23 protein-coding genes are annotated in these 25,182 nt (G+C 54.9%); 15 read left to right on the top strand and 8 right to left on the bottom strand.

Features of this window, described 5'->3' with window-relative positions; all coding sequences use genetic code 11:
* Nucleotides 1-24: 24 nt before the first annotated feature.
* Genes hslR through B1H58_RS05900 form a run of 3 tightly spaced genes read right to left on the bottom strand, consistent with a single transcriptional unit; the run spans nt 25 to nt 3,311 of the window.
* Entirely contained in the window at nt 25-426 is a 402-nt protein-coding gene (gene hslR / locus B1H58_RS05910) for a ribosome-associated heat shock protein Hsp15 (RefSeq protein WP_085068573.1), read from the bottom strand.
* A gap of 25 nt (nt 427-451) precedes the next feature.
* Complete coding sequence (yrfG, locus tag B1H58_RS05905; RefSeq protein WP_085068571.1) at nt 452-1,123, bottom strand: GMP/IMP nucleotidase; 672 nt, start codon at nt 1,121-1,123, stop codon at nt 452-454.
* Between the two features lie 49 nt (nt 1,124-1,172).
* Nucleotides 1,173-3,311, bottom strand: a complete 2,139-nt coding sequence (locus tag B1H58_RS05900; protein ID WP_085068569.1) for an intracellular growth attenuator family protein — start codon at nt 3,309-3,311, stop codon at nt 1,173-1,175.
* Between the two features lie 407 nt (nt 3,312-3,718).
* On the opposite strand from B1H58_RS05900, the gene nudE reads away from it, so the two are divergent.
* The gene (gene nudE / locus B1H58_RS05895) at nt 3,719-4,285 is read left to right on the top strand and encodes an ADP compounds hydrolase NudE (protein WP_085072238.1); all 567 of its coding nucleotides are present in this window, start codon (nt 3,719-3,721) and stop codon (nt 4,283-4,285) included.
* 54 nt (nt 4,286-4,339) lie between these two features.
* Here nudE and mrcA read toward each other — a convergent pair whose 3' ends face one another.
* Nucleotides 4,340-6,889 (bottom strand): peptidoglycan glycosyltransferase/peptidoglycan DD-transpeptidase MrcA, encoded by a 2,550-nt coding sequence (mrcA, locus tag B1H58_RS05890; protein ID WP_085068567.1) that lies wholly within the window; start codon nt 6,887-6,889, stop codon nt 4,340-4,342.
* Between the two features lie 121 nt (nt 6,890-7,010).
* Between mrcA and pilM the strand changes: the two genes are divergently transcribed.
* From pilM to trpS, 12 genes are all read left to right on the top strand, one after another.
* Nucleotides 7,011-7,835, top strand: coding sequence for a pilus assembly protein PilM (gene pilM / locus B1H58_RS05885; RefSeq protein ID WP_085068565.1), 825 nt, complete (start codon nt 7,011-7,013; stop codon nt 7,833-7,835).
* 109 nt (nt 7,836-7,944) lie between these two features.
* The gene (locus B1H58_RS05880) at nt 7,945-8,391 is read left to right on the top strand and encodes a PilN domain-containing protein (protein WP_085068563.1); all 447 of its coding nucleotides are present in this window, start codon (nt 7,945-7,947) and stop codon (nt 8,389-8,391) included.
* Nucleotides 8,381-8,890 carry a HofO family protein gene (locus B1H58_RS05875; RefSeq protein ID WP_085068561.1) on the top strand — a complete coding sequence of 170 codons (510 nt, stop codon included), beginning with the start codon at nt 8,381-8,383 and terminating at the stop codon, nt 8,888-8,890. The genes B1H58_RS05880 and B1H58_RS05875 overlap by 11 nt, the downstream gene beginning before the upstream one ends.
* A complete protein-coding gene (locus B1H58_RS05870; RefSeq protein ID WP_085068559.1) occupies nt 8,871-9,251 on the top strand; it encodes a HofP DNA utilization family protein in 381 nt (126 codons plus the stop codon). The genes B1H58_RS05875 and B1H58_RS05870 overlap by 20 nt, the downstream gene beginning before the upstream one ends.
* Entirely contained in the window at nt 9,196-10,419 is a 1,224-nt protein-coding gene (gene hofQ, locus B1H58_RS05865; protein WP_085068557.1) for a DNA uptake porin HofQ, read from the top strand. The genes B1H58_RS05870 and hofQ overlap by 56 nt, the downstream gene beginning before the upstream one ends.
* Nucleotides 10,420-10,778: 359 nt before the next feature.
* Nucleotides 10,779-11,300 (top strand): shikimate kinase AroK, encoded by a 522-nt coding sequence (gene aroK, locus B1H58_RS05860; RefSeq protein WP_085068555.1) that lies wholly within the window; start codon nt 10,779-10,781, stop codon nt 11,298-11,300.
* Nucleotides 11,301-11,340: 40 nt separating this feature from the next.
* Nucleotides 11,341-12,429, top strand: coding sequence for a 3-dehydroquinate synthase (gene aroB / locus B1H58_RS05855; RefSeq protein ID WP_085068553.1), 1,089 nt, complete (start codon nt 11,341-11,343; stop codon nt 12,427-12,429).
* A gap of 59 nt (nt 12,430-12,488) precedes the next feature.
* Entirely contained in the window at nt 12,489-13,472 is a 984-nt protein-coding gene (locus B1H58_RS05850) for an SPOR domain-containing protein (protein ID WP_085068551.1), read from the top strand.
* A gap of 176 nt (nt 13,473-13,648) precedes the next feature.
* Entirely contained in the window at nt 13,649-14,461 is an 813-nt protein-coding gene (gene dam / locus B1H58_RS05845; RefSeq protein ID WP_085068549.1) for an adenine-specific DNA-methyltransferase, read from the top strand.
* Nucleotides 14,462-14,527: 66 nt separating this feature from the next.
* Nucleotides 14,528-15,214: a ribulose-phosphate 3-epimerase gene (gene rpe / locus B1H58_RS05840; protein ID WP_085068547.1), complete on the top strand. Its 687-nt coding sequence runs from the start codon at nt 14,528-14,530 to the stop codon at nt 15,212-15,214.
* Nucleotides 15,198-15,875 (top strand): phosphoglycolate phosphatase, encoded by a 678-nt coding sequence (locus B1H58_RS05835; RefSeq protein ID WP_085068545.1) that lies wholly within the window; start codon nt 15,198-15,200, stop codon nt 15,873-15,875. Before rpe ends, B1H58_RS05835 begins: the two co-directional genes overlap by 17 nt.
* 18 nt (nt 15,876-15,893) lie before the next feature.
* Nucleotides 15,894-16,898, top strand: coding sequence for a tryptophan--tRNA ligase (gene trpS / locus B1H58_RS05830; RefSeq protein ID WP_085068543.1), 1,005 nt, complete (start codon nt 15,894-15,896; stop codon nt 16,896-16,898).
* 132 nt (nt 16,899-17,030) lie between these two features.
* Here the strand turns inward: trpS and cysG are convergent, their stop codons facing one another.
* The 3 genes from cysG to nirB all read right to left on the bottom strand — a co-directional run bounded on the left by cysG (nt 17,031) and on the right by nirB (nt 21,382).
* The gene (cysG, locus tag B1H58_RS05825) at nt 17,031-18,401 is read right to left on the bottom strand and encodes a siroheme synthase CysG (protein WP_085068541.1); all 1,371 of its coding nucleotides are present in this window, start codon (nt 18,399-18,401) and stop codon (nt 17,031-17,033) included.
* A 111-nt stretch (nt 18,402-18,512) separates the two neighbouring features.
* Nucleotides 18,513-18,842 carry a nitrite reductase small subunit NirD gene (gene nirD, locus B1H58_RS05820; RefSeq protein ID WP_085068539.1) on the bottom strand — a complete coding sequence of 110 codons (330 nt, stop codon included), beginning with the start codon at nt 18,840-18,842 and terminating at the stop codon, nt 18,513-18,515.
* Nucleotides 18,839-21,382 carry a nitrite reductase large subunit NirB gene (gene nirB / locus B1H58_RS05815; protein WP_085068537.1) on the bottom strand — a complete coding sequence of 848 codons (2,544 nt, stop codon included), beginning with the start codon at nt 21,380-21,382 and terminating at the stop codon, nt 18,839-18,841. The genes nirD and nirB overlap by 4 nt, the downstream gene beginning before the upstream one ends.
* Nucleotides 21,383-21,609: 227 nt before the next feature.
* On the opposite strand from nirB, the gene B1H58_RS05810 reads away from it, so the two are divergent.
* Complete coding sequence (locus B1H58_RS05810) at nt 21,610-22,896, top strand: cytosine deaminase (protein WP_085068535.1); 1,287 nt, start codon at nt 21,610-21,612, stop codon at nt 22,894-22,896.
* A gap of 217 nt (nt 22,897-23,113) precedes the next feature.
* Here the strand turns inward: B1H58_RS05810 and tsgA are convergent, their stop codons facing one another.
* Nucleotides 23,114-24,295 carry an MFS transporter TsgA gene (gene tsgA / locus B1H58_RS05805; RefSeq protein ID WP_085068533.1) on the bottom strand — a complete coding sequence of 394 codons (1,182 nt, stop codon included), beginning with the start codon at nt 24,293-24,295 and terminating at the stop codon, nt 23,114-23,116.
* Nucleotides 24,296-24,569: 274 nt separating this feature from the next.
* Between tsgA and ppiA the strand changes: the two genes are divergently transcribed.
* The gene (ppiA, locus tag B1H58_RS05800) at nt 24,570-25,142 is read left to right on the top strand and encodes a peptidylprolyl isomerase A (RefSeq protein WP_085068531.1); all 573 of its coding nucleotides are present in this window, start codon (nt 24,570-24,572) and stop codon (nt 25,140-25,142) included.
* Nucleotides 25,143-25,182: the final 40 nt, after the last annotated feature.

The raw sequence follows: 25,182 nt of genomic DNA, 5'->3' as shown, positions 1-25,182 counted from the left end.
TTTTTCTCTCGTATTGGCGGCGCGTTATTCGTCGCCAGAAAATTTGAATTTGATCAGGTCGCGGCGCTCTTTTTTATCAGGCCGTCGATCCGGATGCGGCATAGTCAGCGCATTCAGCTTGCGCGCCTGCGCCATCTTTTCGCGCTTTTCCACGCTTTCTGCCGTTTCGCTATACAGCAGCTGTGCTTCAGCGGCGGGGCGACGCTGATCGGTAACGGCACAGATGACCACCGTGCGCTCATCATTGCCCTGACGTAATTTCACTTCGGCATTCAGCTCAACCAGTTTGCTGGGTTTGCTGCGCTGGCCGTTATAGTGAACCTTTCCGCCTTCGATCATTTCACGCGCCAGCGCGCGGGTTTTATAAAAGCGCGCGGCCCACAGCCACTTGTCGAGTCGGACGCCTTCTGCGGTTTTCTCTTTCATCACTGCTCCCGTCGGTTTACCGCGCCTACAGCGCCAGCGCGCCGAGAAGCGTTCGGTAATCGCTCACGCTCTGATGGTGGGCGAAGGTTTTGGTCGGCATACCGGAGTCGGGGTTGCTGACGCCAAGACACCAGGCAATTCCCCAGCGCTTTGCCGCATCCAGCACCGGCTCGCTGTCATCAATAAACAGCGTTCGCTGGTTTTCAAAACCGGTATGCTGCTGCACGGCCTGCCACAGGCGCTGATCTTCTTTCGGAAAGCCAAATGTATGGGTCGAAAGTAATAAATCAAGGTGCTGCCCAAGGCCAGTTTGCTTTAGCTTTACTTCCAGATTCCAGGGGTGCGCGTTGGTAAGCAGAATGGTGCGCTTGCCGCTGGCGCGTAACGCCTGCAGCAAGGGAAGGGTATCATCGCGTAAACGCGCCCGGCTGCGCATTTCCCAGGTCATGGTACGGATATCCAAATCCAGTTCACGGCTCCAGTAATCCAGACAATACCAGTTTAGCGTATGCTGAACCGCCTGATACTTCGCCATGATTAACTGGCTGGCTTCCTCCAGCGAGATGCCGCGCTGTTGACTGATGCTCTCAGGCACCAGCGTCAGCCAGAAATAGCTGTCAAACGCCAGATCGAGCAGCGTACCGTCCATATCCAGCAGCACGGTATCAATATCGCGCCAGTTAATGTTGATTGCCATGCCACCCTCCCAAAAAGAACGGCGACAGGGTAGCACAGTTGAAAGTGGCTCAGAACAGCGGGCGCATATCCGGCATCGGCGACAGCGTATGGTTAAAGCACTTATCGTAATATTGCTGAATTTCCACGATGCGTTTGCGGTTGCGGTGGATGCGATTCAGCGCCAGCAGACCGTTAACCACTACGCTCAGGCTAAGAATAACCAGCAGCAGCGAAGTGCACAGATAGCGCCACAGCGTCAGCATATCCGGCTCGCTGTGCAGGGCGATATGCTGGGTGCCGTTGGCATCCGTATGGATACTGGTGATGATCCCGGCGGCACTGAAAGGCGTATGCAGCAGCATGCCAGCCAGGCGCTGGAGTTCGTCCCACTGATCCGGCGCGTTGAAGTCAAACAGCGAAACGGTGGGTTGAGGATGGCTAACCAGCTGACGTCCCTCATCGCTGACAATCAGAAATCCGCCAGGCGGAGGGCTATTGAGCGCCTCGGCGGCGCGATGGGTTTCACGATAAAAAAAGGTTGAAGTCGCGGTATTCACCAGATTTTCCAGCGCCTCAGCGCTGACCGGACGCAACAGCACGTTCATGCCATCTAACGAACCTGAGGCGGCGCGGCTGACCAGCGTATCCCAGTCCTTTGCGTTACCGAGGTTAACCAGGGCGTTTTTCAGTCGTACGCAGTCCTGCTGCTGGCTGCATAACTCCTGGGTTTTCAGCACCAGATCAGAAAAATCATCCAGCAGGATCATGCCTGACTTTTCAATCGCCGTAGCAAGCTGCGGGTTAAGCTTGCTATCGATATTATTTTGCGGATGCAGCTGCTGATTGGTCAAATTCAACAGCGCAGACGCTTTATCAATGATTTCCGACTGCGGCAGCGGCAGGGGCGTCGCCATATTCCAGTAAATGGCTGAACAGTCGAACGGCATAAAAGCGTAACTGCGGTTGCTCTGATAGCTGGCAGGCACGGAACACATCCCGGTGCCGCTGACTTTCAGGCTGTCGCCCACATGCAGCGTTGCCTGCTCCAGCGCGGCCACCGAGTTAACTTCAATGCGTTCAGAGCCGGTCAGCCACGCCATGCTGAGCTTTAGCGGCATCGCCAGAGGCACCCAGCTAATCAGTAAGGCCAGCACCAACAGAGAGCCACAGGCCAGCACCATATTTTTCTTCCAGCGCTGGATAGGGAAGTTGCGCACCTCATCCTGTAGCGACAGAAAACGCCCCTGGCGTACCACCTGACGGTTCAGATAGATATCCACCTCGGTGGTCTGGCCAAGATCGTGAGTAACATAAGGCTGCCAGTGCGGCGGATAAACCAGATCGATAATCCCAAGCGAGATGTTGTTGACCTGTCCCTGATTGGATTCGCTAAACAGCCCCCAGCGTTTCGGCGCGCCGCGCAGGCAATGAATTTCACGCAAATCCTTTTCGCTGGGACGACGATACATAAACCACAGGCTAACCAGAATCATCACCATGCTGGCGCTGACCAGCCACGGCATAAGAAGCAGCGGAGTTAACAGGCTAATAAAAAACAGCAGCAGGCCGCAGCAGATCACCGCAGCTTCGCGGGTGCCGTCGCTGCGTGACAGGCAATGCTCTTCCGGCGTCTCTTTACGTACCTGAAGCAACTCAACGTTTTCGCTCTGCTCTTGCCGGATCGAGGCATTAGTAGCGCTGGGATGCACCGCCGTTGGCAGCATGCTTTGCTCACCGGCATAGTTCACCAGCGAGTGACCGTTAAGGGAGATCACCAGCGGAATAGAGTGGGTTTTGATTAACTCCACGAAGTTTTCTTCGGCGATATACTGTTCCCACAGCGGAGGAAGATGCACCTCAAGCGCGTCAAGATAGTAACGCCATTTCTGCGGATCGTCGGTGGAAAGTCCATAGCGGGTGATGGCGCGGGTAACAGGATAAACTTTGTTGCTCTGCGAGCTAAGCGTCAGCATTTCCGGCGCGGCGCTGGCGCCGCCCGGCTGAATAACGCGCTGCTTTTTTGCCAGCATATCAAGATAGCGCTCTACGGCATCGCGCTCTTCACCCGTCAGAAGACGATGGGGCGGATTAATAAACGGCAGCGGTTTCGCCAACGGCGGACGATGCCGCATAGCGTACCAAAAACAGATACCTGCAATAATTGAGCAGGTAAGCATTACACCCAGAATAATGATAATTGTGCTCATGCTATGCTCATTCCAGCCAAACTGCTGCCGTCACTGTGATTGCTCGCTCCGGGCTAAGTTATAGGGAGTTCACTAATTTTGGCGGGATTGGGCAGTGGTGGCAACCAACCTGATAATTAAAATAGCGCACAAAATCATAAAATTAGAACTACTATACAGAATTCCTTGCCGGAATATTAGCTGGCGAGTGTCAAGGTGAATATCGGCATTATCCTATTTCCTTGTCACTTATTGACTTTGTCATAAAGTTTTTTCCCGAACATTGCAAACGATTGTTATAAAAAAGTAAATTAAATCATCTGATGATTGGATTCCCGTAAGGCCTGTCGCACAATGTCTCTTTGCCGCTTTTTGTTCAGGACAATGACAGGCAGGCGATGATCAACCGCGCTTTATCTGGGGCCCCCATGCCAAGAAAATTAGAGAAACCTAAAATTTTAAACGTTGAGCCTGTGGCCCACTCTCGCCTGTTTACCATTGAATCGGTAGATCTGGTGTTCAGTAACGGCGCACAGCGCGTTTATGAACGTATGCGTCCTTCAGAGCGCGAAGCGGTGATGATCGTGCCAATCATCGATAATCATCTGTTGTTGATTCAGGAGTATGTGGTCGGGCTGGAAACCTATGAGTTGGGCTTTCCAAAAGGCTTGATTGATCCTGGCGAAACGGTATTCGAGGCGGCTAATCGCGAACTCAAAGAAGAAGCGGGCTTTGGCGCGCAGCAGATGGAAGCGCTCAGCAAGCTCACTATGGCTCCCTCTTACTTTTCCAGCAAAATGAATATTGTGGTGGCGGAAGGGCTCTATCCTGAAAAGCTGGAAGGAGATGAGCCGGAACCACTGCCAGTGATCCGCTGGCCGCTGGAAAACATGATGTCGCTGTTAGAAGAGCCTGACTTTAACGAGGCTCGCAATGTTAGCGCGCTGTTCCTGGTGCGGGAGTGGCTGGCAAAGCAGCAGCGAATTGATTACTGAGCGGGACGATCGTAGCGGAAAAGTAAAAGGGGCGAAAATCGCCCCTGCTTGCTGTTAAAAGAGTTCGCGTGCTTCGCCGTTATCCATTAGCGTGGTCCCCACGTCTTGTACGGAATACTCGGTGGGCTGCGTCCCTTCAATAAAATACTCCTGACGCGTATTGCCGCCGCCGTTAGCCAGCTTACCGGTAGTACGATCGATAGTGACAGTCACGATGCCCGGCGGAGGCGTTAGCGGCTGCTCCGGCACGCCATCCAGCGCTGCCTTCATAAAGTTATCCCACGCGGGCTGAGCACTCTTGGCACCGCCTTCGTAACCTGAAATCTGATCGTCAATCGCGCCGGACGCGCTCGAACGGCCCAGGTCGCGGCGATGATCGTCAAAGCCAATCCAGACAGTGGTCACTACGCCGGGACCATAACCAGAGAACCAGGCATCTTTCGAACTGTTGGTCGTACCGGTTTTGCCGCCAATGTCTTTCCGCTTCAGATCGCGGCCGGCACGCCAGCCGGTGCCCATCCAGCCCGGTTCGCCAAAGATATTCGAGTTCAGCGCGCTTTTAATCAAAAAGGAGAGCGGCGTATTAATCACATGCGGCGCATACTGCTGGGTGACATCAGGCTTACCGGCCCCTACCTGTTGCAGCACTGGCTGCGGCACGGCTGGATTGTGATTTTCCTGAGAGACCGCCACGTTTTCTACGCTTTCTTCACCCAGCGCCACCGATTTTTTCGTTTCACCGTAAATCACTGGCAGATTGCATTCCGGGCAGGCGATGCGCGGCTGGTTTTCAAACAGCGTTTCGCCATGTTCATTTTCAATCTTCTTAATGAAATAAGGGTCAACCAGGAAGCCGCCGTTCGCCATAACCGCATAGCCGCGCGCCATTTGCAGCGGGGTAAAGGAGGCCGCGCCCAGCGCCAGCGATTCGGTATGCACGATATTCTGCGCCGGGAAACCGAAACGTTGCAGATACTCTGCGGCATAATCAACGCCCATTGCTCGCATCGCACGAACCATGACAACGTTCTTCGATTGTCCCAGTCCCTGACGCAGGCGGATCGGGCCATCGTAGGTCGCCGGTGAGTTTTTTGGTCGCCAGTCAGAGCCCGCTCCCGCGTCCCAGCGCGAAATCGGCACATCGTTAAGAATCGAAGCCAGCGTCAGGCCGCGATCCATGGCTGCGGTGTAGAGGAAAGGCTTGATATTCGAACCGACCTGACGCAGCGACTGCGTTACGCGGTTAAATTTGCTCTGGTTGAAATCAAAACCGCCAACCAGCGCGCGAACGGCGCCATCGTGCGGGTCGAGAGAGATCAGCGAAGAGTTAACGTCCGGCACCTGCGCCAGCCACCAGCTGTTTTCGACTTTGCGTACCCAGATCTGTTGGCCTGGCTGCAGCACTTGCGTCACGCTGCGCGGCGTCGGGCCCTGCAACGTATCGGACTTATAAGGACGCGCCCAGCGTACGCCTTCCATCGTCAGCGAGACGCTGCTGCCGTCACGCATCAGCGCCGTAGCTTCATTGCTGTTGGCGGTGGTCACAACGGCGGGCCACAGCGGGCCATAAACCGGCAGCGCCTTCAGGGTTTTCAGAATGCGCGTATGATCCCAGGCTAACTCACCCACGCGCCATAAAACATTAGCCGGGCCACGATAGCCGTGACGCATATCGTAATCCAGCACGTTGTTGCGCACCGCTTCCTGTGCCGCCAGCTGCAGCTTACGGGTCACGGTGGTGTAAACCTTAAAACCATCGCTATAGGCGTTCTCGCCGTAGCGCTTCAGCATCTCCTGACGCACCATCTCCGTCAGATAAGGGGCGGAGAAAGCGATTTCCGGCACATGATAGCTGGCTTCAAGCGGCTCGCTACGCGCTTCAATATACTGCTGCTGCGTAATGTAGTTCTGATCCAGCATGCGGGACAGCACGACGTTACGGCGCGCCTGAGCACGCGCAGGAGAATAGAGCGGGTTAAACGTGGAGGGCGCTTTCGGCAGCCCGGCGATCATCGCCATTTCGCTCAGCGTTAGCTGATCGATGCTCTTGCCGAAATAGACCTGAGCGGCAGCGCCAACGCCATATGCGCGGTAGCCCAGATAAATTTTATTTAGATAAAGCTCAAGAATTTCATCTTTACTGAGCAGTTGCTCGATGCGAATAGCAAGAAACGCTTCCTTGATTTTACGCATCAGCGTGCGCTCAGGGCTGAGGAAGAAGTTTCGCGCCAGCTGCTGCGTGATGGTACTCGCCCCCTGAGAAGCGTGACCTGAAATCAGCGCCACGCTGGCGGCACGGAAGATGCCGATCGGATCGACGCCGTGATGCTCATAGAAGCGGCTATCTTCGGTAGCGATAAAAGCTTTCACCAGCTCAGGCGGCATCTGCGACAGCGTCAGAGGAATACGGCGCTTTTCGCCATACTGCGCGATCAGCTCGCCATCAGCGCTGTAGACCTGCATTGGCGTCTGCAGACGAACATCCTTCAGCGTGTTCACATCCGGTAGCTGCGGCTCAATGTATTTGTACAACCCGTAAACCGAGCCGACGCCCAGCAAAATGCAACACACTGCAAGAATCAATAAATACTTTACGAACTTCACCTGAGATTTCCCATTTAATGTCGTTTGGGCAGTTTATAAACAATCGCGCGGTAGTATAAATGCAAGCCAGACGCTTTGATACGTCCTTTTATTTTTACGTGGATATGGAGATCGCGCGAACATGGCTTTTCAGAAATGGCAAGTAGGGCTGGATATTCAGAATGGTCAGCTCTGTGCTTTAGGTATTCAACGTCGCCGTAACGGTTGGCAGCTGCGTCACTGGTGGCAGCATGCGCTGCCGCACGATACGTTATCTTATGGCGTGCTGCAATGCTCGCCAACGCTGCTTGCCGTTTTGCGCCGCTGGCGTAAACAGCTTCCCTGTAGCATCTCATTACGCGTCGGCTTTCCGCCGCAGGCGGTTATGCAGCGCGCTCTGGCGGCCCCCTCACTGCAACTGCGCGAACCTGAGCTGGGGCGTTATGCCGCGGCGGCGGCCGAACGGCTCTTTCCGCTTTCCGTCAACGAACTGGCGCTGGATTATCGGGTCGCCGTTCAGCAGCAGTCGCGTCTTTATCTGACCGCCGCGCGTCAGAGCGTACTGCAGCAATGGTTATCTACGCTGGCTCTGGCCGGGCTGATCCCTGATGTCGTCGAACTAACCTGTGGGGCGCTGGCGCAGGTCGGCAAAGCCATGCAGCTCTCTGATGAGGCGGCGCTGATTCATCAGCTCAGCGACCACTGGTTATGGTATCTGCCGGGAGAGCAAGAAACAGCCTCTGGCTGGGTGCCCGGCCTGTTATCAACCGATAGCGAGCAGCTTCGACAGCATCTGCCCGACGCGCATGACCTCTGGTTCAGCACAAACATCTCCGGCGAACTGCTGACAGGAATGCAGCCTCTTCAGCCGCTAAGCCTGCTGCAGTTTATGCAGCCGCCGCTGCCTGCTAATGGCGGAATGTTCACGCTGGCGCTGGGGTTAGCGCTGCGCCCGGAGGAGAGCTGATGATTGCGGTTAACCTGCTGAACTGGCGACAGGAGGCCAGAAAACGTCAGCTAAGGCGCTGGCTGGGTTTAAGCGGAGCGCTGTTGGTATTGGTTCATATTGCGCTGCTGTGCTGCTGTGCTGGTGGCAAGGGCTGGCAGAGAATACGCAGCGGTGGCAAGCCCAGTTTACGCTGTGGCAGCAGGCGGCACGGCAGGCACAGCAGCTTGATCAGCGTTATAACGACGCGCAAAAACAGCAGCAGGCATTGCGTAATCAGGCGGAGCTGCGTCAGCAGAAGCAGCAACGGCTGGCAGAGTGGCAGGCCTTTATGCTGCAGTTGGAGAGCGATATACCGGATGACGCCTGGCTTTCTTCATTAACCCACCAGCAGGGAACATTACGGCTGGATGGGTTAAGCCTGCGACCAGAGGCAACGCAGCTGTTACATCATCGGCTCAGGAAATCGCGCTTTTTTCAGATCTGGCTGCCGGGAGCGTTAAAGAAGAGCGCTGAGGGGCCATATGGTTTTACGCTAATCACGAGAAAAGCGGAGGGCGATAGTCATGAACCGTGACATTGTGCTGCGCTGGCTGCTGATGCCGGCGAAATGGCGTTGGCTGAGTCTGATGGGTCTGTTGACCAGCATGGTGCTGTTGGCTGTTTATTTGTGGATAGCACCAGCGCGCACCGGGCAGCTGCGTTTGCAGGATAAAACGCAGCAACAGCAGCTGCACTATCAACGGCTGATGACGCCGCTGTGGCAACAGCCTGCGCTGCAGAAGATAGAGATGCGAAACCAGCAGATGCTGGCAGAGATTGTTCGCCAGGGAGAGCCCTTTTCCCTCTATACCCTGCTAAAACAGAGCGGCGGCGAACTGGCGAACTGGCATCCTGATCGGCGAACCAGCCAGCTTGAGCTCTGGCTGGACTGGTCTCAGCTAAAGCGGCTGTTTGCTTATCTGGTGAGCTGTGAACCAGCCCCCATCCTGACCTCTTTTATTGTGCAGCGTAAGGCCGATCGCCTGTACGCCACCTTCCATCTGGCGTTTGATAATGAAACACCTCTTGATTAGTGGGCTGTTTTTCGCCTGCCTGCCGCCAGCTATAGCACGCGATCCCTTTGCTCAGTTACAGGCTCCCTGTGCTTTGTCAGTGATGTCATTAGATCGCTGGCAGCTTCAGGGCATGGTGGGGAAGGGAAACCGTTATCGGGGATGGCTGCGTTCAACGCAGGGCGAGCGGGTGGCAATCGCCAGTGACCAGCCTTCGCCTTTTATGGCGTGGCAGATTGATGCCTTTACCCCATTTCGTTTAACGCTTAGCGCGCCGCATAGTTGCGTGCCGCAGCGGGTCACGTTGCACATTACAGGGAAATATCATGACAAGGATCGGAGTCGCGCTGCTGCTGCTGAGCACCGTGGTACAGGCCAGTGACGAGCCGCTTTCACTGGCCTTTCAGGATGCGCCGGTTGAGCAAGTTTTACAGGCTTTGGCAGATTATCAGCAGTTTAATCTGTTGGTTGCACCAGGCGTGGAAGGCAACATTACGCTGCGCCTGCAGGATGTCCCCTGGCAGCAGGCGTTATCGCTGGTGGCGCGTATGGCCAGGCTGGAAATTACGCGGGAAGATGCGGTGCTGCTGGTTTTCCCGCAGGGCTGGGAGCAGAAAGAAGCGCAGGAAAAAATGCAGCAGCAGCCTTTACAGGATCTGGCATTAGCCCTGCAGCATGCGGATGTCGCGGCCGTCAGCGCCAGCCTGCAGGCCGAGCGCGGCAAATTAATGACGCCGCGCGGCAGCATCACCCTTGATGCACGTGCGAATATGCTGCTGTTGCGTGATACGCCAGCGGCGTTAAAAAATGTTGAGACCTGGGTGCAGGCGCTGGATGTGGCGCGGGAGCAGGTTGAGCTGACAGCCCATATCGTTAGCATCAGCGCAGAGCATTTGCATGAGCTGGGCGTCAGCTGGCAACTCTCTGGCGAAGAGGTGATCACCCAGGCGTTGCGTAACCCTACAATCAATATCGGCCTTGCCGCGGCTTCGCCCTCGCTGGCGGCTGGCTTAACGCTGGCGCGGGTAGATGGTCGGCTGCTTGATTTGGAGCTTAGCGCGCTGGAGCAGGAGAACCAAATTGATATTATTGCCAGCCCGCATCTTATTACCTCACACCAGCAACCGGCCAGCATCAAGCAGGGCGCTGAAATACCCTATGAAGTTTCCAGCGGCAGCGACGGCGCAACCAGCATCGAATTTAAAGAGGCGGTTTTAGGGATGGAGGTGACGCCGACGGTGCAGCCCAACGGGCGTATTCGTCTGGCGTTGCACATCAGTCAAAACGTGCCCGGACGCAACATTAACAACGGCGAAAGAGAAATTCTGACTATTAATAAGCAAGAAATTAGCACTGAGGTTACGCTGAAAGATGGTCAGACGTTAACGCTGGGCGGCATATTTCAACAGGAATCAGCGCGTAATCGTGATAAAGTCCCTCTCCTGGGCGATATACCGTTGCTGGGTGCGCTTTTTCGCCATGAAGTTCAGAATGACAAGCGCCGGGAACTGGTAATTTTTATCACCCCGCGCCTGGTGCATGAAGAGTAACCAGCAGCGTTTTTTTTCCCGACCGGGTATCATATGCGTTTGACGCAGGAGCGGAATTAGCTTACAAGGTTTAGCGATTTTGACTTATGGCAGCACAGACTTATGGTTTGTTGCCAGGATACCGTGACAGGACGCTGCCTGAAGGGCGGCGGTTTTGACTCTTAGCGAACTGTGTGACGCGCAGACTGCGCGTTCTGAGCCGGGCAATTTATTCGGTTGCCAAACGACCTTGAGTGTTGAGATAATTTTTCATCTGACTCTCGCACTATCGCTCATGAGGTTTCAGTTCATGTCCCGCCAGCGGCTCGGCCGTTGCAGACGGGGTATCATCAACGCATTGTCTTAGTAATACCGAAAAAATGGCAGAGAAACGCAATATCTTTCTGGTTGGGCCTATGGGTGCCGGCAAAAGCACTATTGGTCGTCAGTTAGCTCAGCAACTCAATATGGAATTTTATGATTCCGATCAGGAAATTGAGCGACGTACCGGAGCGGATGTGGGCTGGGTTTTTGACGTTGAAGGCGAAGCAGGTTTTCGCGAACGTGAAGAGAAAATCATTAATGAACTCACAGAAAAACAGGGCATCGTGCTGGCTACCGGCGGTGGCTCTGTAAAATCCCGCGAAACCCGTAATCGTCTCTCCGCCCGTGGCGTTGTGGTCTATCTTGAAACCACTATTGAGAAGCAACTGGCGCGTACGCAGCGCGATAAAAAGCGTCCTTTATTACAGGTCGATGCACCGCCACGTGAAGTGCTGGAAGCGCTGGCGGATGAACGCAATCCCCTGTATGAAGAGATCGCTGATGTTACCATCCGCACTGATGATCAAAGTGCGAAAGTCGTCGCTAATCAAATCATTAATTTACTGGAAAAGAATTAATCCATCGCCTTAGGGCATAGCGAAAAGGTTATACAGCGTCATGGAGAGGATCACCGTTACCCTTGGGGAGCGCAGCTACCCGATCACCATCGCCGCCGGTCTGTTCAATGATGCGGCTGCCTTTTGGCCGCTGAAAGCAGGTGACCAGGCTATGTTGGTAACCAATGAGACGCTGGCTCCGCTTTACCTCGCGCCGCTGCGACAGCGGCTGGAGGCGGCGGGCGTTAAAGTGGATCAGGTTATCCTTCCCGATGGCGAACAGTACAAAACTCTGGCGGTAATGGATCAGGTCTTTACCGCTCTGCTGCAAAAGCCCCACGGGCGTGATACCACACTGGTCGCGCTGGGCGGCGGTGTGATTGGCGATCTGACCGGTTTCGCCGCCGCCAGCTATCAGCGCGGCGTACGCTTTATTCAGGTGCCAACCACGCTGTTATCGCAGGTGGACTCTTCCGTTGGCGGTAAAACCGCCGTCAATCATCCGCTGGGCAAAAATATGATAGGCGCGTTCTATCAGCCTGCTTCAGTGGTTATCGATCTCGACTGCCTGCGTAGCCTGCCGCCTCGCGAGCTGGCATCCGGCATGGCTGAAGTGATCAAATATGGCATTATCCTTGACGGCAACTTTTTTAACTGGCTGGAGCAGAACCTGGATGCGCTGATGGCGCTGGATGGGGAGGCGCTGGCCTTTTGTATTCGCCGCTGCTGTGAGCTGAAAGCGGAGGTTGTTGCCGCCGATGAACGCGAAACCGGACTACGGGCGCTGTTAAATCTGGGTCATACCTATGGCCATGCGATTGAAGCGCAGATGGGCTACGGTAACTGGCTACACGGCGAGGCCGTAGCCGCCGGGATGGTGATGGCTGCACGTACTGCTGAAAGGCTGGGGCAGTTCAGCTCTGCTGATACTGACCGTATTATCGCGTTGCTTGTCCGTGCCGGGCTGCCGGTAACTGGGCCGCAGGAAATGACCGCGCAGGACTATTTGCCGCATATGATGCGGGATAAAAAAGTGCTGGCGGGAGAGCTGCGTCTGGTTTTGCCACTGGCGTTAGGCAAAGCCGAGGTGCGTAGCGGCGTGTCGCATGATATTGTGCTTGCCGCAATTGATGATTGCCGTAAGGCCTGATAGTGATGTCTGCCGCAAACGGGATGTTGGCGGCGTTTGCCGTAAGACGGGGAGGTTGAATGGATGAGTTTAAACCGGAAGACGAGTTAAAACCTGATACCAGCGATCGCCGTCCGACGCGGCCTCGCAAAACGTCTTCTGCACCTAAAACGCCGGTATCGCGCCAGCGTATGATGATGGGCATCGGTGTGCTGGTCCTTTTGCTGCTGGTTATTGGCATTGGTTCAGCTTTAAACGGGCCTGATTCTAAAAAGCCATCCGCTCAGACGGAGAATGGCGCAGCTACCTCCAGCGGCAATGAAAAGAATATCGATCTTTCTGGCTCATCAGCCATGAGCGGTCAGAACGGTAGCGCGGCTGGCAGTAATGAGGCTGCAGTGAACAGTGGCGCAACAAACGAGGCGCCGCAGTCGGTTTCCGTTCCGCCAGTCTCTTCTACGCCAACGCAAGCTGCTCCGATTGAGACGCCGCAAAACCAGCAGCGCGTAGAGCTGCCGGGCGATCTTAACAGCGCGTTGACCAATCAACAGGGGCAGATTGATTCTGCAGCCCAGGATGCGTTGAACGGCAGTTCGCTGCCGACTGTGCCCGCCACGGTGAGCGGGAGCAGCGTCGATACCAGCAATGCTCACGTTGCGCCGACCGTACCAGGCAGCAAGCCAGCGCCGACGCGCAAGCCGGTTGCCAGCCAGCCGCCAGCTAAACAGAGTCATCAGCCAGCGGCTAAGCAGAGCAGCAAGCCTGCCACTGATCATGCTGCACCTGCTGCGCAACAAAGTGTGCCCGGCGGCAGCTATACGTTACAGCTGAGCAGCGCCTCGCGTTCAGATACGCTGAATGCCTGGGCGAAGAAACAGAACCTGAGTAACTACCATGTCTATCAGACCACACGCAACGGGCAGCCGTGGTATGTGCTGGTAAGTGGTTCTTATGCTACGCCAGCCGATGCTAAACGTGCTGTCGCCTCGCTGCCAGCGGAAGTCCAGGCGAAAAAGCCCTGGGTTAAGCCGGTTAGCCAGGTGAAAAAAGAGGCGGGACGCTAAGCCGTTCACCTCCATATTACTGTGATAGTGCGCTCTGGCAGCGAATTATCTCAGCCGTTGCAACGGCTTTAAAATGGCAACCTGGTTGCCATTTTTGTCGTAAGTCAGATTCATAAGCGCAGATATGCTGTCGCTATAGCCACAGCCAGATGAACAGAAGTAACCAAAACGACGGCATGAAAAAAAATCGCGCTTTCCTGAAATGGGCTGGCGGTAAATATCCTCTTCTGGAGGATATCCGCCGCCATTTGCCGCAAGGCGACTGCTTAGTCGAGCCTTTTGTCGGCGCCGGCTCCGTGTTCCTTAACACCGATTATCCGCGCTATGTGCTGGCCGATATCAATAACGATCTGATCGGTCTGTATAACATTGTAAAAGGGCGCACCGTCGAGTTTGTCAGCGATGCACGCCAGCTCTTTACGCCACGCAGCAACGAGGCGGATGCTTACTACGCGTACCGCAGCGAATTTAATGCCAGCGACGATGCTTATCGCCGGGCGCTGCTGTTTCTTTATCTGAATCGTCACGGTTACAACGGTCTGTGCCGCTATAACCTGCGCGGTGAGTTTAACGTTCCTTTCGGGCGTTACCGTAAGCCCTATTTTCCGGAAGAAGAGCTCTACGGATTTGCCGAACGCGCACAAAAAGCGGTTTTTGTTTGTGAATCGTACGATGTTACCCTGAGTAAAGCGCAGGCAGGATCGGTGGTTTACTGCGATCCGCCTTATGCGCCGCTTTCGACAACGGCGAACTTTACCGCCTATCATACCAACAGCTTTAGCCTGCGCGAGCAGCAACATCTGGCTGAGCTGGCGGTAAAACTGGCGCAGGAAAGCGCGATTCCAGTACTGATTTCTAACCACGATACCGAGCTGACCCGGCTGTGGTATCAGGATGCGGTGCTGCACGTGGTTAAAGCGCGCCGCTCGATCAGCAGAAGCATTAGCGGTCGTACTAAAGTGGACGAGCTACTGGCCCTTTTTTGCTAGGCAGTTTCGTCCGCGACCAGCGCAATCTGTCAGTATTTTTACTGGCGCATACAGTGGGAGATACGGATGAAACAATTTTTGCTGGCCCCCTCAATCCTCTCTGCAGACTTCGCCCGTCTGGGCGAAGACACGGCGAAAGCCCTGGCAGCGGGAGGAGACGTGGTGCATTTCGACGTTATGGATAACCATTATGTTCCCAACCTGACCATGGGGCCGATGGTGTTAAAAGCCCTGCGCGATTATGGTATTACCGCGCCGATCGATGTTCATCTGATGGTGAAGCCGGTCGACAGCCTGATCCCTCAGTTTGCCGAAGCGGGCGCCAGCTTTATTACCTTCCACCCTGAAGCCAGCGAACATATCGACCGTAGCCTGCAGCTGATTAAAGAGCATGGCTGCAAAGCCGGTTTAGTCTTTAATCCTGCCACTCCGCTGAGCTATCTCGATTATGTGATGGATAAGCTGGATATCATCCTGTTGATGTCGGTCAATCCGGGCTTCGGCGGTCAGTCTTTCATTCCCGGTACGCTGGATAAACTGCGCGAGGCGCGTAAGCGCATTGACGATAGCGGTTACGATATTCGGCTTGAAGTTGATGGCGGCGTGAAAGTGGATAATATTGCCGAAATCGCTGCCGCTGGCGCGGATATGTTTGTTGCCGGGTCGGCCATCTTTGGACAGCCAGACTATAAAAAAGTGATTGATGATATGCGTAATGAACTGGAGAAAAGTCGTCATGGCGCCTTTCACTAATATTCGCGCATTGGCCTTTGATCTTGACGGCACGCTGGTTGATAGCGTGCCGGGGCTGGCAGCGGCAGTGGATCGGGCGCTGGTTGCTTTAAATTTGCCTGCAGCTGGCGTCCCGCGCGTTACCACCTGGATAGGAAACGGCGCCGATATTATGGTGCAGCGAGCGCTAAGCTGGGCGCTGCATCGTCAGCCCGAAGCGAACGAACTGCGCGACGGCAGAGCGCTGTTTGATCGGTTTTATACCGAAACGGCGGAGACGGGCACGACGCTATTCCCGCACGTGGCGCAGACGCTGGAAAAGCTGAGCGCCAGTGGGCTGCCGCTGGCGCTGGTGACCAACAAGCCGACGCCTTTTATTGCGCCGCTGCTAAGCGCGCTTGGTATAGAAAGCTACTTTTCGCTGGTGATTGGCGGCGATGACGTGGCGGCGAAAAAGCCGCATCCGGCGCCGCTGTTTTTAGTGTTAGGCAAGTTTGGTCTGCTGCCGCAGGAGTTGCTGTTTGTTGGCGATTCACGCAATGATATCCAGGCGGCGCAGGCGGCGGGTTGTCCCTGCGTGGGGATGTCATACGGCTATAACTATGGCGAGCCGATTGCGACCAGTGAACCAAACCTTGTTCTGGACGATTTCAACGACCTTTTGCCCGCATTGGGGCGGTAATTATCAGGATTTAAAAGCATGAGCAAACCCATCGTATTTAGCGGCGCACAGCCCTCCGGCGAACTGACCATTGGTAACTACATGGGTGCGATGCGTCAGTGGGTACAGATGCAGGACGATTATCACTGCATCTACTGTATTGTCGATTTGCACGCCATCACCGTACGTCAGGACCCGACCGCGCTGCGTAAAGCGACGCTGGATACGCTGGCGCTTTACCTTGCCTGCGGCATCGATCCCGAAAAAAGCACGATCTTCGTCCAGTCACATGTGCCAGAACATACCCAGTTGAGCTGGGTGCTGAACTGTTACACCTATTTCGGCGAACTGAGCCGCATGACCCAGTTCAAAGATAAATCTGCTCGCTACGCAGAGAACATTAACGCCGGGCTGTTTGATTATCCGGTACTGATGGCAGCGGATATTCTGCTGTATCAAACTAATCAGGTGCCGGTTGGCGAAGATCAGAAGCAGCATCTGGAGCTGAGCCGTGATATCGCCCAGCGCTTTAATGCGCTGTATGGCGACGTGTTTAAGGTGCCAGAGCCGTTTATTCCCAAATCGGGCGCGCGCGTGATGTCGTTGCTTGAGCCGACGAAAAAGATGTCCAAATCGGACGATAACCGCAATAACGTTATCGGCCTGCTGGAAGATCCGAAAGCAGTAGTGAAAAAGATCAAGCGTGCGGTTACCGATTCCGACGAGCCGCCGGTGGTGCGTTACGACGTGCAGAACAAAGCGGGTGTTTCTAACCTGCTGGACATTCTCTCCGCCATTTCAGGCAAAAGCATCAGCCAGCTTGAGCAGGAATTTGAAGGCAAGATGTATGGTCATCTCAAGGGCGAGGTGGCAGAGGCGGTTTCCGGCATGCTGACCGAGCTTCAGGTGCGCTACCAGCGTTATCGCGAAGATGAAGCTTTCCTTGAGCAGGTGATGCGTGATGGTGCGGCAAAAGCACGCGCGCACGCACAGGAAACGCTGAAGAAAGTTTATGAAGCGGTAGGCTTCGTCGCTCAGCCTTAAGTAAAAATCCCTGCCTGCGTGATCTTACTGGCGGGCAGGGCATCACTAAAAAACAGGGTCTTGCAAAGGGCACTTTGCAAGACCGCTGACAATTTATGTCATATCAGAAAGCGTAGCTGAACGAATGTTTGACTATGAAGAGAACCAGTTCAGGCTATCGCGTAGCGCAACCACCTGCCCAACGATAATCAGGCTGGGGCTGACCACCTGTGTCGCCAGCGTATCCAACTGGGCCAGCTCACCGCTTACCACACGTTGGCGCGTGCTGGTGCCGTTTTCAACCAGCGCGACCGGCATTGATGCAGCCATGCCGTGCGCCTGCAGCTGACGCTGAATCTCACCCGCCTGTGCCAGCCCCATATAAAACACCAGCGTTTGCTGTTCTGCCGCCAGGTTGGCCCAGTCGGGCTGGTAATCCTGCTTACGGTGGCCGGTAACAAAGCGCACGCTGTGAGCGTAATCGCGATGGGTTAATGGGATCCCGCTGTAAGCGGAGCAGCCGGAGGCGGCGGTAATTCCGGGCACGACGGAAAAGGGGATATTACTGCCCTTTAACGCCTCCAGTTCTTCTCCGCCGCGCCCAAAGATAAAGGGATCGCCGCCTTTCAACCGCACTACGCGTTTACCACGTCGCGCCTGCTCCAGCAGGATCTGATTGATCCCTTCCTGCGGCACGCAGTGATGACCAGCGCGCTTACCGACAAAAATCTTCTCTGCATCGCGACGCGCCAGTTGCAGGACATCATCGGAAACCAGTCGGTCGTAAACCACAATGTCCGCCTGCTGGATTTGCTGTAACCCTTTCAGCGTCAACAGGCCAGCATCGCCCGGACCGGCGCCCACCAGCACCAGTTCGCCACGCTTATCCAGCGGCTGACTAAAGAGTTCATCGGTTAATGCAGCTGCCCGCTCTGTATCATTATTTGCCAGCGATTGCGCCAGACGATCGCTGACAAAGAGCTTTTCCCAGAAGCGACGGCGCTCAGCTCCGGTTGTATACTGCTGTTTAACCCGCTGACGCAGCGATCCCGCCAGCGCGGCCAACCGGCCTAAATGCTGTGGCAGCAACGCTTCCAGCTTTTCCCGCAGCAGACGGGCCAGCACGGGCGCTCGCCCGCCAGAGGAAACGGCAATCATTAGCGGAGAACGATCGATAATTGAAGGCATAATCACACTGGCCTGCGCGGGGGCATCCACAACGTTACAAAACAGACGACGCGCTTCTGCTGCCTCGCTCACCAGCCGATTAACCTGTTCATCGCTGGTTGCGGCGATAACCAGCCAGCATTCATCCAGCAGCTCGGCGGAAAAAGGCTGGGGCAACAGCGTGACTTCGCCAGCCTGCTGCCACTCGTAAAATGGCGTACTGAAATCGAGCGCGCAAACCCGAAGCTGGGCGCCGGCATCCAGTAGCAGCCGCGCTTTACGTGCGGCAACATCGCCTGCGCCGACCAGCAGACAGGTTCTGCCGCGCAGCTGACAAAATAGCGGTAGGTAATCCATGGTGTTCTCCCGGTTTGCCGGTTTTTATCGTGATTCGCAGGTGATGCGGCGCACAGGGTGCGCCGCGGGCAGGAACAAACTTATTTTAACGACTTGCGCTGAGCCGAAGCTTTAGCCGCAGGCGACTTCGACCTGGCCTTCACGCACCCGCACCGGCCAGCTGCGTACAGAACGACTGGCGTCTTCCATGCAGAGACCATCGCGCAGACGGAACCGCTGTTTTTTCAGCGGGCTGGCGACCCATAAATCCTGTTGATGCTCAGCTATGATGCCACGCGACAGCACGCTGGCTTTGGCGAAAGGATCGATATTGCTGATAGCGTACAGTTCTTCGTCCGCACGCGGGCGGAAAATCGCAACCTGTTCGCCATCAACCAGAGCGCAGACGCCGGTAGCAGGCAGGATCGCTTCTAATTTACAGACGGTTTGCCAGCGGCTCATGCCTGTTCCTCCTCTTCAACCAGTTTAATCGCGATACGCTCGTGAGGACGCGCCGGACGATGCTGTCCACGTTCTTCAACAACCTGCACCAAAGGATCACGCTGCGGGCTATTGATAAAGTGAGCGAAACGGTTCTGCGCTTCAGGCTGTTCAAGCGTGGCTTTCCATTCGCAAATAACGCGGCTGCGTAGCTGGGCCATATCGCTTTCCAGCTGTTCATTCAGGCCTAACTTGTCATCAATAACGATACTGCGTACATAGCCGATGCCGCCTTCCAGACTTTCCAGCCAGGTTGAGGTGCGTTGCAGTTTATCGGCGGTGCGGATATAGAGCATCATAAAGCGGTCGAGGTAGCGTAACAGCGTTTCTTTATCGAGATCGGCCGCCAGCAGATCGGCATGACGCGGTTTCATCCCACCATTACCGCACACATAGAGATTCCAGCCTTTATCGGTAGCGATAATACCGACATCTTTGCCCTGGGCTTCGGCGCATTCACGCGTACAGCCGGAGACGCCGAACTTCATTTTGTGCGGGGTACGGATGCCTTTATAGCGGTTTTCCAGTTCAATCCCGAAGCCAAGGCTGTCGCCAACGCCATAGCGGCACCAGGTGCTGCCGATACAGGTTTTCGCCATACGCAACGCTTTCGCGTAGGCGTGGCCGGTTTCGAATCCGGCGTCAATCAGCTGACGCCAGATCGCAGGCAAATCATCATTCTGCGCGCCAAACAGGCCGATACGCTGTGAGCCGGTGATTTTAGTGTAAAGGTTATACTGACGTGCAATCTGCCCAATCACCATCAGCCCTTCAGGCGTGATCTCGCCGCCCTGCGAGCGCGGGATCACCGAATAGGTACCATCTTTCTGGATATTGCCGAGGAAGTTATCGTTACTGTCCTGCAGCGGCGCGTGCTGGGGTTGCAGCACATAGTCGTTCCAGCAGGAGGCGAGCAGAGAGCCCACGGTGGGCTTACAGACCTCACAGCCGTAGCCTTTACCATATTTTTTCAGCAGCTCATCGAAGGTTTTAATGCCTTCCACACGAATCAGGTGATACAGCTCCTGACGCGACCAGGCGAAGTGTTCGCACAGATGATTGTTAACTTCAATGCCCTGACGGCTCAGTTCGGCATTCAGTACCTGGGTAACCAGTGGGATGCAGCCGCCGCAGCCGGTACCGGCACGCGTTTCCGCTTTGATAGCGGCAACGGTATGGCAACCTTTCGCCACGGCCTGAATGATATCGCCTTTCGAGACATCGAAGCAGGAGCAGATCTGCGCGCTGTCCGGTAACGATTCCACACCCAGCGCCGGTTTCTCGCTGCCAGCGTGCGCAGGCAGAATCAGGCTATCCGGATGCTCCGGCAGCGTGATCTGGTTAAGCACCAGTTGCTGCAGCTGACCATAGTCGCTGGTATCGCCAACCAGCACCGCACCCAGCAGATATTGATTATCCGGGCTGACTACCAGACGTTTGTAGACGCCGCTTTGCTCATTCAGGTAAACGTAGCTGCGTGCGCCCGGCGTACGGCCATGCGCATCGCCGATGCCGCCTACGTCAACGCCCAGCAGCTTCAGTTTGGCGCTGAGATCCGCACCGCTGAACTGGTTTTCACGGCCTAACAGGTGATCGCTGGCGACCTGCGCCATTTTATAACCTGGTGCTACCAGGCCGAAAATTTTCCCGTTCCAGGATGCGCATTCGCCGATGGCATAAATATCCGGATCGGCGGTCTGACAACAATCATTAATCTGGACGCCGCCGCGTGGCCCTACCGGCAGTTCACTCTGGCGCGCCAGTTTGTCCTGCGCGCGAATGCCGGTAGAGAACACGATAAAATCGACATCCAGGCTGGTGCCGTCGGCAAACTCCAGGGTTTTGCCTGACGCATGATGAGCAATATTTTTAGTGTTTTTGCTGGTATGCACCCGCACGCCCATCTGTTCGATTTTTTGACGCAGCTGGCCGCCGCCTTGCACATCAAGCTGTTCAGCCATCAGAACTGGCGCAAATTCGATAACGTGGGTCTCAATACCAAGGTTTTTCAACGCACCGGCCGCTTCCAGACCCAGCAGACCACCGCCGATGACCGCGCCGCTTTTACTGCGGCGCGCGCACTCTTCAATGGCATTGAGATCTTCAATGGTGCGATAGACGAAGCAGTCAGGGCCATCGGAGCCCTGAATCGGTGGGATCCACGGATAAGAACCGGTCGCCAGAATCAGCTTGTCATACTGAACGGCGCGGCCGCTGCTGGAGTGAATTACCTTTTCCTGACGGTTCAGGGTGATGGCGCGTTCACCAGGCAGCACGCGGACGCCATGTTTTTCATAGTAGCCTTCGCGAACCAGCGAGAGTTCGTCAGCGGTGTGATGGGAAAAGTATGCGGAGAGATGGACGCGGTCATATGCCACACGAGGTTCTTCACAGAAGACAGTGATTTCGAACTGGCCAGGCTCGGCTTTATCGATCAGTTCTTCAATGAAGCGGTGGCCAACCATGCCATTACCAATGATGGCGAGTTTGACAGTGCTCATTTTTGCCTCAAAATTGATCTAATTGGCGCCACAATAACGCGATTGTTAGCAAGCTTATTGATATGCATCAATTGAGGAGCAATATACCTACAAGGTGGTATGTGGTTGAATTATGGGATTTTTCAGGAATCTTTGTAATATCTGCAACTTAGTGAGGGGTTATCTACGTCGTTGGTCCTAATCCATGCTAGCCTGAATGTCCCCCCACTTTTCTTCAGGAGTCCGGCATGACTTCCACTGAACTGCAATGGATTAATCATCTGCGTCTGCCCCAGCGTGAAGGTCTGTGGCAAATTGAAATCGCTGGCGGGAAAATTGCCGCAATCAGGCCGCAGCCGGCGTTGGCCGATCGTAGCGCTAACGCCCTTGATGCGGAAGGCGGACTGGCTCTGCCACCTTTTGTCGAGCCGCATATCCACCTTGATACCACGCAAACCGCCGGTGAGCCCGCCTGGAATCAATCCGGCACGCTGTTTGAAGGCATTGAGCGCTGGGCCGAGCGTAAGGCGCTACTGTCGTCGGAAGATGTGAAACAACGGGCCGCCCAGACGCTGAAATGGCAAATCGCCAACGGTATTCAGCATGTGCGTACGCATGTGGATGTCTCCGATCCCAGCCTGACGGCACTGAAAGCGATGCTGGCATTAAAGCAGGAGATGGCGGCGTGGGTCGATATACAGATTGTCGCCTTTCCGCAGGAGGGCATTCTTTCTTATCCCGACGGTGCGAAGCTGCTGGAAGAGGCGCTGCGACTGGGTGCCGATGTGGCAGGCGCTATTCCGCATTTTGAATTTACTCGCGAGTATGGCGTTGAATCACTGCATATCGCCTTTGCGCTGGCACAGAAATATCAGCGCCAGGTCGACGTTCACTGTGATGAAATTGATGATGAACAGTCGCGCTTTGTAGAAACCGTGGCGGCGCTGGCGCACCGGGAAAACATGGGCGCACGCGTTACCGCCAGCCATACGACGGCAATGCACTCTTATAACGGCGCTTACACTTCGCGTCTGTTTCGGCTGCTGGCGCTCTCCGGTATTAATTTTGTCGCCAACCCGCTGGTGAATATTCATCTGCAGGGGCGCTTTGATGATTATCCCAAACGACGCGGCGTGACGCGGGTAAAAGAGCTGCTGGAGGCAGGCATTAATGTCTGTTTTGGCCATGATGATGTGTTTGATCCCTGGTATCCGCTTGGCACCGCCAGCATGTTGCAGGTGCTGCATATGGGGCTGCATGTTTGTCAGCTGATGGGCTATGAGCAAATAGAACAGGGACTCGATTTAATTACCCACAACAGTGCAAAAACTCTGCAGCTGACCGATTACGGCATCCGGGTCGGCAACAGCGCCAGCCTGATTATTTTGCCAGCGGAAAACGGCTTTGATGCGGTACGGCGTCAGGTGCCGGTGCGTTACTCAATCCGGCAGGGAAGGGTGATTGCCGCCACCGAACCGGCGCGTACGCAGATCTGGCTCAATGAGGCGCAAGAGGTGAATTTTAAACGTGATTAAGAAAGTCAGCGCCAACGTAATCAAGGTTTCGCCGAAAGGAAGGTAACGGAGCCTGCGCAGGGAGCCCAGGCCGATCGTAAAGATGCAAAAAACGTCATCCCTGACAGCTCGGCCCGCGCTGTTCATAGCGCGGGACGCTTTACTCTTCTGCCTGGGCTGTTCGCGCCTTGAGTTTATTCACCGCCTGTGAGCGGAACATCCGTTCCGCCCGTAAAGATCAATGGTCAGCGTGACCGAACTGACGATGCTTAGTGACAAAGCCCAGCAGCAGACACATTACAAACACCACGGCGTAAAGCCCGTTAGCGGTAAACAGTGCGGCATGGGCGCCGCCTTTTGCCACAATCGGGCCGGTGACCACAAAGGTCAGCATGGTGCCAACGGTGCCGCAGGTCAGAATAAAGTTTACCAGTTTCGGCGAGGAAACGCGGGTCTGCTGCGAGCCGAGCGTGATAATGGTGGTATAGATCGCGCTGGAGAAGAAGCCAAGGGCGATAATGATCCACTTCAGCATGTCAGGCTCGCTGCTGCTGACAAACCAATACATCAGCAGCGTCGCCAGCGCAGCCAGCACCATCAGGATGCGTTGCAAATCAAAGAAACGCAGCACAAAGCTGAACACCCACATGCCGATCATATAGGAGGTCCAGAAGTTACCCACCAGCTGTCCGGCGGCGCTAATATCCATGCCCATGGTTTTAGTGGCGTATTCCGGCACCCATGAAATAAAGCCGAGCTGGCCGAGGATATAGCAGAGCGCGGCAATGGAGAGCAGCAGTACGCCCACGCCCCATTTCTCTTTAGCTACCGGCTGTGCATTATGCTGTTTCTTGCCTAATACCGGGAACTCAACGCTCAGCGTCAGCACAAAGATCGCCAGGTAGATCACGCCGATGCAGACATAAACCCAGTACCAGGGCAGATGACGCGCCAGCAACATCCCGGCGATAACCGGGAAAATCGTACCGGCCATGCTAAAAAAGGAGTCGGTAAAAAGCAGGCGCGATCCGCGCTGACGCCCTTCATAAAGATGGGTGATCAGGAAGGTGCCGATCGACATCGTAATACCGCTGACCACGCCCAGCACAAACATGCACAGCGAGAAAACGCTCAGGCTATGGCTGGTCATCAGGCCCAGCACCGCTAACACCATCAACACAAAGCCAAAAATCAGCTGGCGTTTCAGCGGCACGATTTCCATCAGCCAGGCGTTTAAAAATACCGCCACCAGGATGCCGGTGTTGAGGAAAGTAAAGGTGTTGCTCATTTCAGAGACCGGAAGCTGGAAATAGTTAGCGATATCGCCTAAAACCATCCCGGTGACAATTACCAGTGCGCCGGTGAGCGCATAGGAAAAGAAACTGATCCACGTCAGTCCAATGCGGTTACGATTAGTCATAGTTGGGGAAACCTTGAGCCAAAGGGCCTGGCTGAAGCAGCGCAGGAGTTGTCGACGGAAGTGTAAAGAAATTTCAGCCGCGATCAAACCAACGATGAAATCACATTCATTGATTTCATCAATAATGTGATTTAAATCACCCTTTATTTGTTCGACGTTAACGTTTGCTTATCAGGTTTGTTTACGTAAATAAAGGTAAAATGCTGGCTCTTGCCTGGCATGCTCTTTACAATCAATTTCGTTTAGTTTTTGTGGCCTCAGTAAGGAATTATTCATGGTGAAACGTACTTTGACAGCGGTCGCGGCACTTTTGGCGCTGTCCACTTTTTCTGCCCCAACTTTCGCTGCGCAGGGCGATACGCACGTCCTCCTGACCACGTCAGCCGGTAATATTGAACTTGAACTGAATAATCAGAAAGCACCGGTCTCTGTTAAGAACTTTATTGATTATGTTAATAACGGTTTTTATAACAATACGACTTTTCACCGTGTGATCCCCGGCTTTATGATCCAGGGCGGCGGCTTCCTGACCGATATGCAGCAGAAGCCCACCAACGCGCCCATCAAAAACGAAGCGGATAACGGCCTGCGTAACACGCGCGGCACGATTGCTATGGCGCGTACCGCTGAAAAAGACAGCGCTACCAGCCAGTTCTTTATCAACGTTGCCGATAACGCTTTCCTGGATCATGGGCAGCGTGATTTTGGCTATGCCGTGTTTGGTAAAGTAGTGAAAGGCATGGATGTAGCCGACAAAATATCTCAGGTGCCGACCAAAAATATCGGGCCTTATCAAAATGTCCCCAGCAAGCCGGTTGTTATCCTTTCCGCGAAAGTCCTGCCCTGATTTCTCTGCCGTCGCGTCTGCGGCGGCACGCCACCCTTCC

This window comes from Pantoea alhagi, from assembly GCF_002101395.1.
GTDB classification, from domain to species: Bacteria; Pseudomonadota; Gammaproteobacteria; order Enterobacterales; family Enterobacteriaceae; genus Mixta; species Mixta alhagi.
The sequence above is the reverse complement of the archived record's forward strand: the minus strand, read 5'-3'. Positions and strand labels throughout refer to the sequence as shown.

Bases quoted from the DNA above. Each gene is read 5' to 3' on its own strand.
- hslR (WP_085068573.1), bottom strand. From the start codon at position 426: ATGAAAGAGAAAACCGCAGAAGGCGTCCGACTCGACAAGTGGCTGTGG.
- yrfG (WP_085068571.1), bottom strand. From the start codon at position 1,123: ATGGCAATCAACATTAACTGGCGCGATATTGATACCGTGCTGCTGGAT.
- B1H58_RS05900 (WP_085068569.1), bottom strand. From the start codon at position 3,311: ATGAGCACAATTATCATTATTCTGGGTGTAATGCTTACCTGCTCAATT.
- nudE (WP_085072238.1), top strand. From the start codon at position 3,719: ATGCCAAGAAAATTAGAGAAACCTAAAATTTTAAACGTTGAGCCTGTG.
- pilM (WP_085068565.1), top strand. From the start codon at position 7,011: ATGGCTTTTCAGAAATGGCAAGTAGGGCTGGATATTCAGAATGGTCAG.
- B1H58_RS05875 (WP_085068561.1), top strand. From the start codon at position 8,381: ATGAACCGTGACATTGTGCTGCGCTGGCTGCTGATGCCGGCGAAATGG.
- B1H58_RS05870 (WP_085068559.1), top strand. From the start codon at position 8,871: ATGAAACACCTCTTGATTAGTGGGCTGTTTTTCGCCTGCCTGCCGCCA.
- hofQ (WP_085068557.1), top strand. From the start codon at position 9,196: ATGACAAGGATCGGAGTCGCGCTGCTGCTGCTGAGCACCGTGGTACAG.
- aroK (WP_085068555.1), top strand. From the start codon at position 10,779: ATGGCAGAGAAACGCAATATCTTTCTGGTTGGGCCTATGGGTGCCGGC.
- aroB (WP_085068553.1), top strand. From the start codon at position 11,341: ATGGAGAGGATCACCGTTACCCTTGGGGAGCGCAGCTACCCGATCACC.
- B1H58_RS05850 (WP_085068551.1), top strand. From the start codon at position 12,489: ATGGATGAGTTTAAACCGGAAGACGAGTTAAAACCTGATACCAGCGAT.
- dam (WP_085068549.1), top strand. From the start codon at position 13,649: ATGAAAAAAAATCGCGCTTTCCTGAAATGGGCTGGCGGTAAATATCCT.
- rpe (WP_085068547.1), top strand. From the start codon at position 14,528: ATGAAACAATTTTTGCTGGCCCCCTCAATCCTCTCTGCAGACTTCGCC.
- B1H58_RS05835 (WP_085068545.1), top strand. From the start codon at position 15,198: ATGGCGCCTTTCACTAATATTCGCGCATTGGCCTTTGATCTTGACGGC.
- trpS (WP_085068543.1), top strand. From the start codon at position 15,894: ATGAGCAAACCCATCGTATTTAGCGGCGCACAGCCCTCCGGCGAACTG.
- cysG (WP_085068541.1), bottom strand. From the start codon at position 18,401: ATGGATTACCTACCGCTATTTTGTCAGCTGCGCGGCAGAACCTGTCTG.
- nirD (WP_085068539.1), bottom strand. From the start codon at position 18,842: ATGAGCCGCTGGCAAACCGTCTGTAAATTAGAAGCGATCCTGCCTGCT.
- nirB (WP_085068537.1), bottom strand. From the start codon at position 21,382: ATGAGCACTGTCAAACTCGCCATCATTGGTAATGGCATGGTTGGCCAC.
- B1H58_RS05810 (WP_085068535.1), top strand. From the start codon at position 21,610: ATGACTTCCACTGAACTGCAATGGATTAATCATCTGCGTCTGCCCCAG.
- tsgA (WP_085068533.1), bottom strand. From the start codon at position 24,295: ATGACTAATCGTAACCGCATTGGACTGACGTGGATCAGTTTCTTTTCC.
- ppiA (WP_085068531.1), top strand. From the start codon at position 24,570: ATGGTGAAACGTACTTTGACAGCGGTCGCGGCACTTTTGGCGCTGTCC.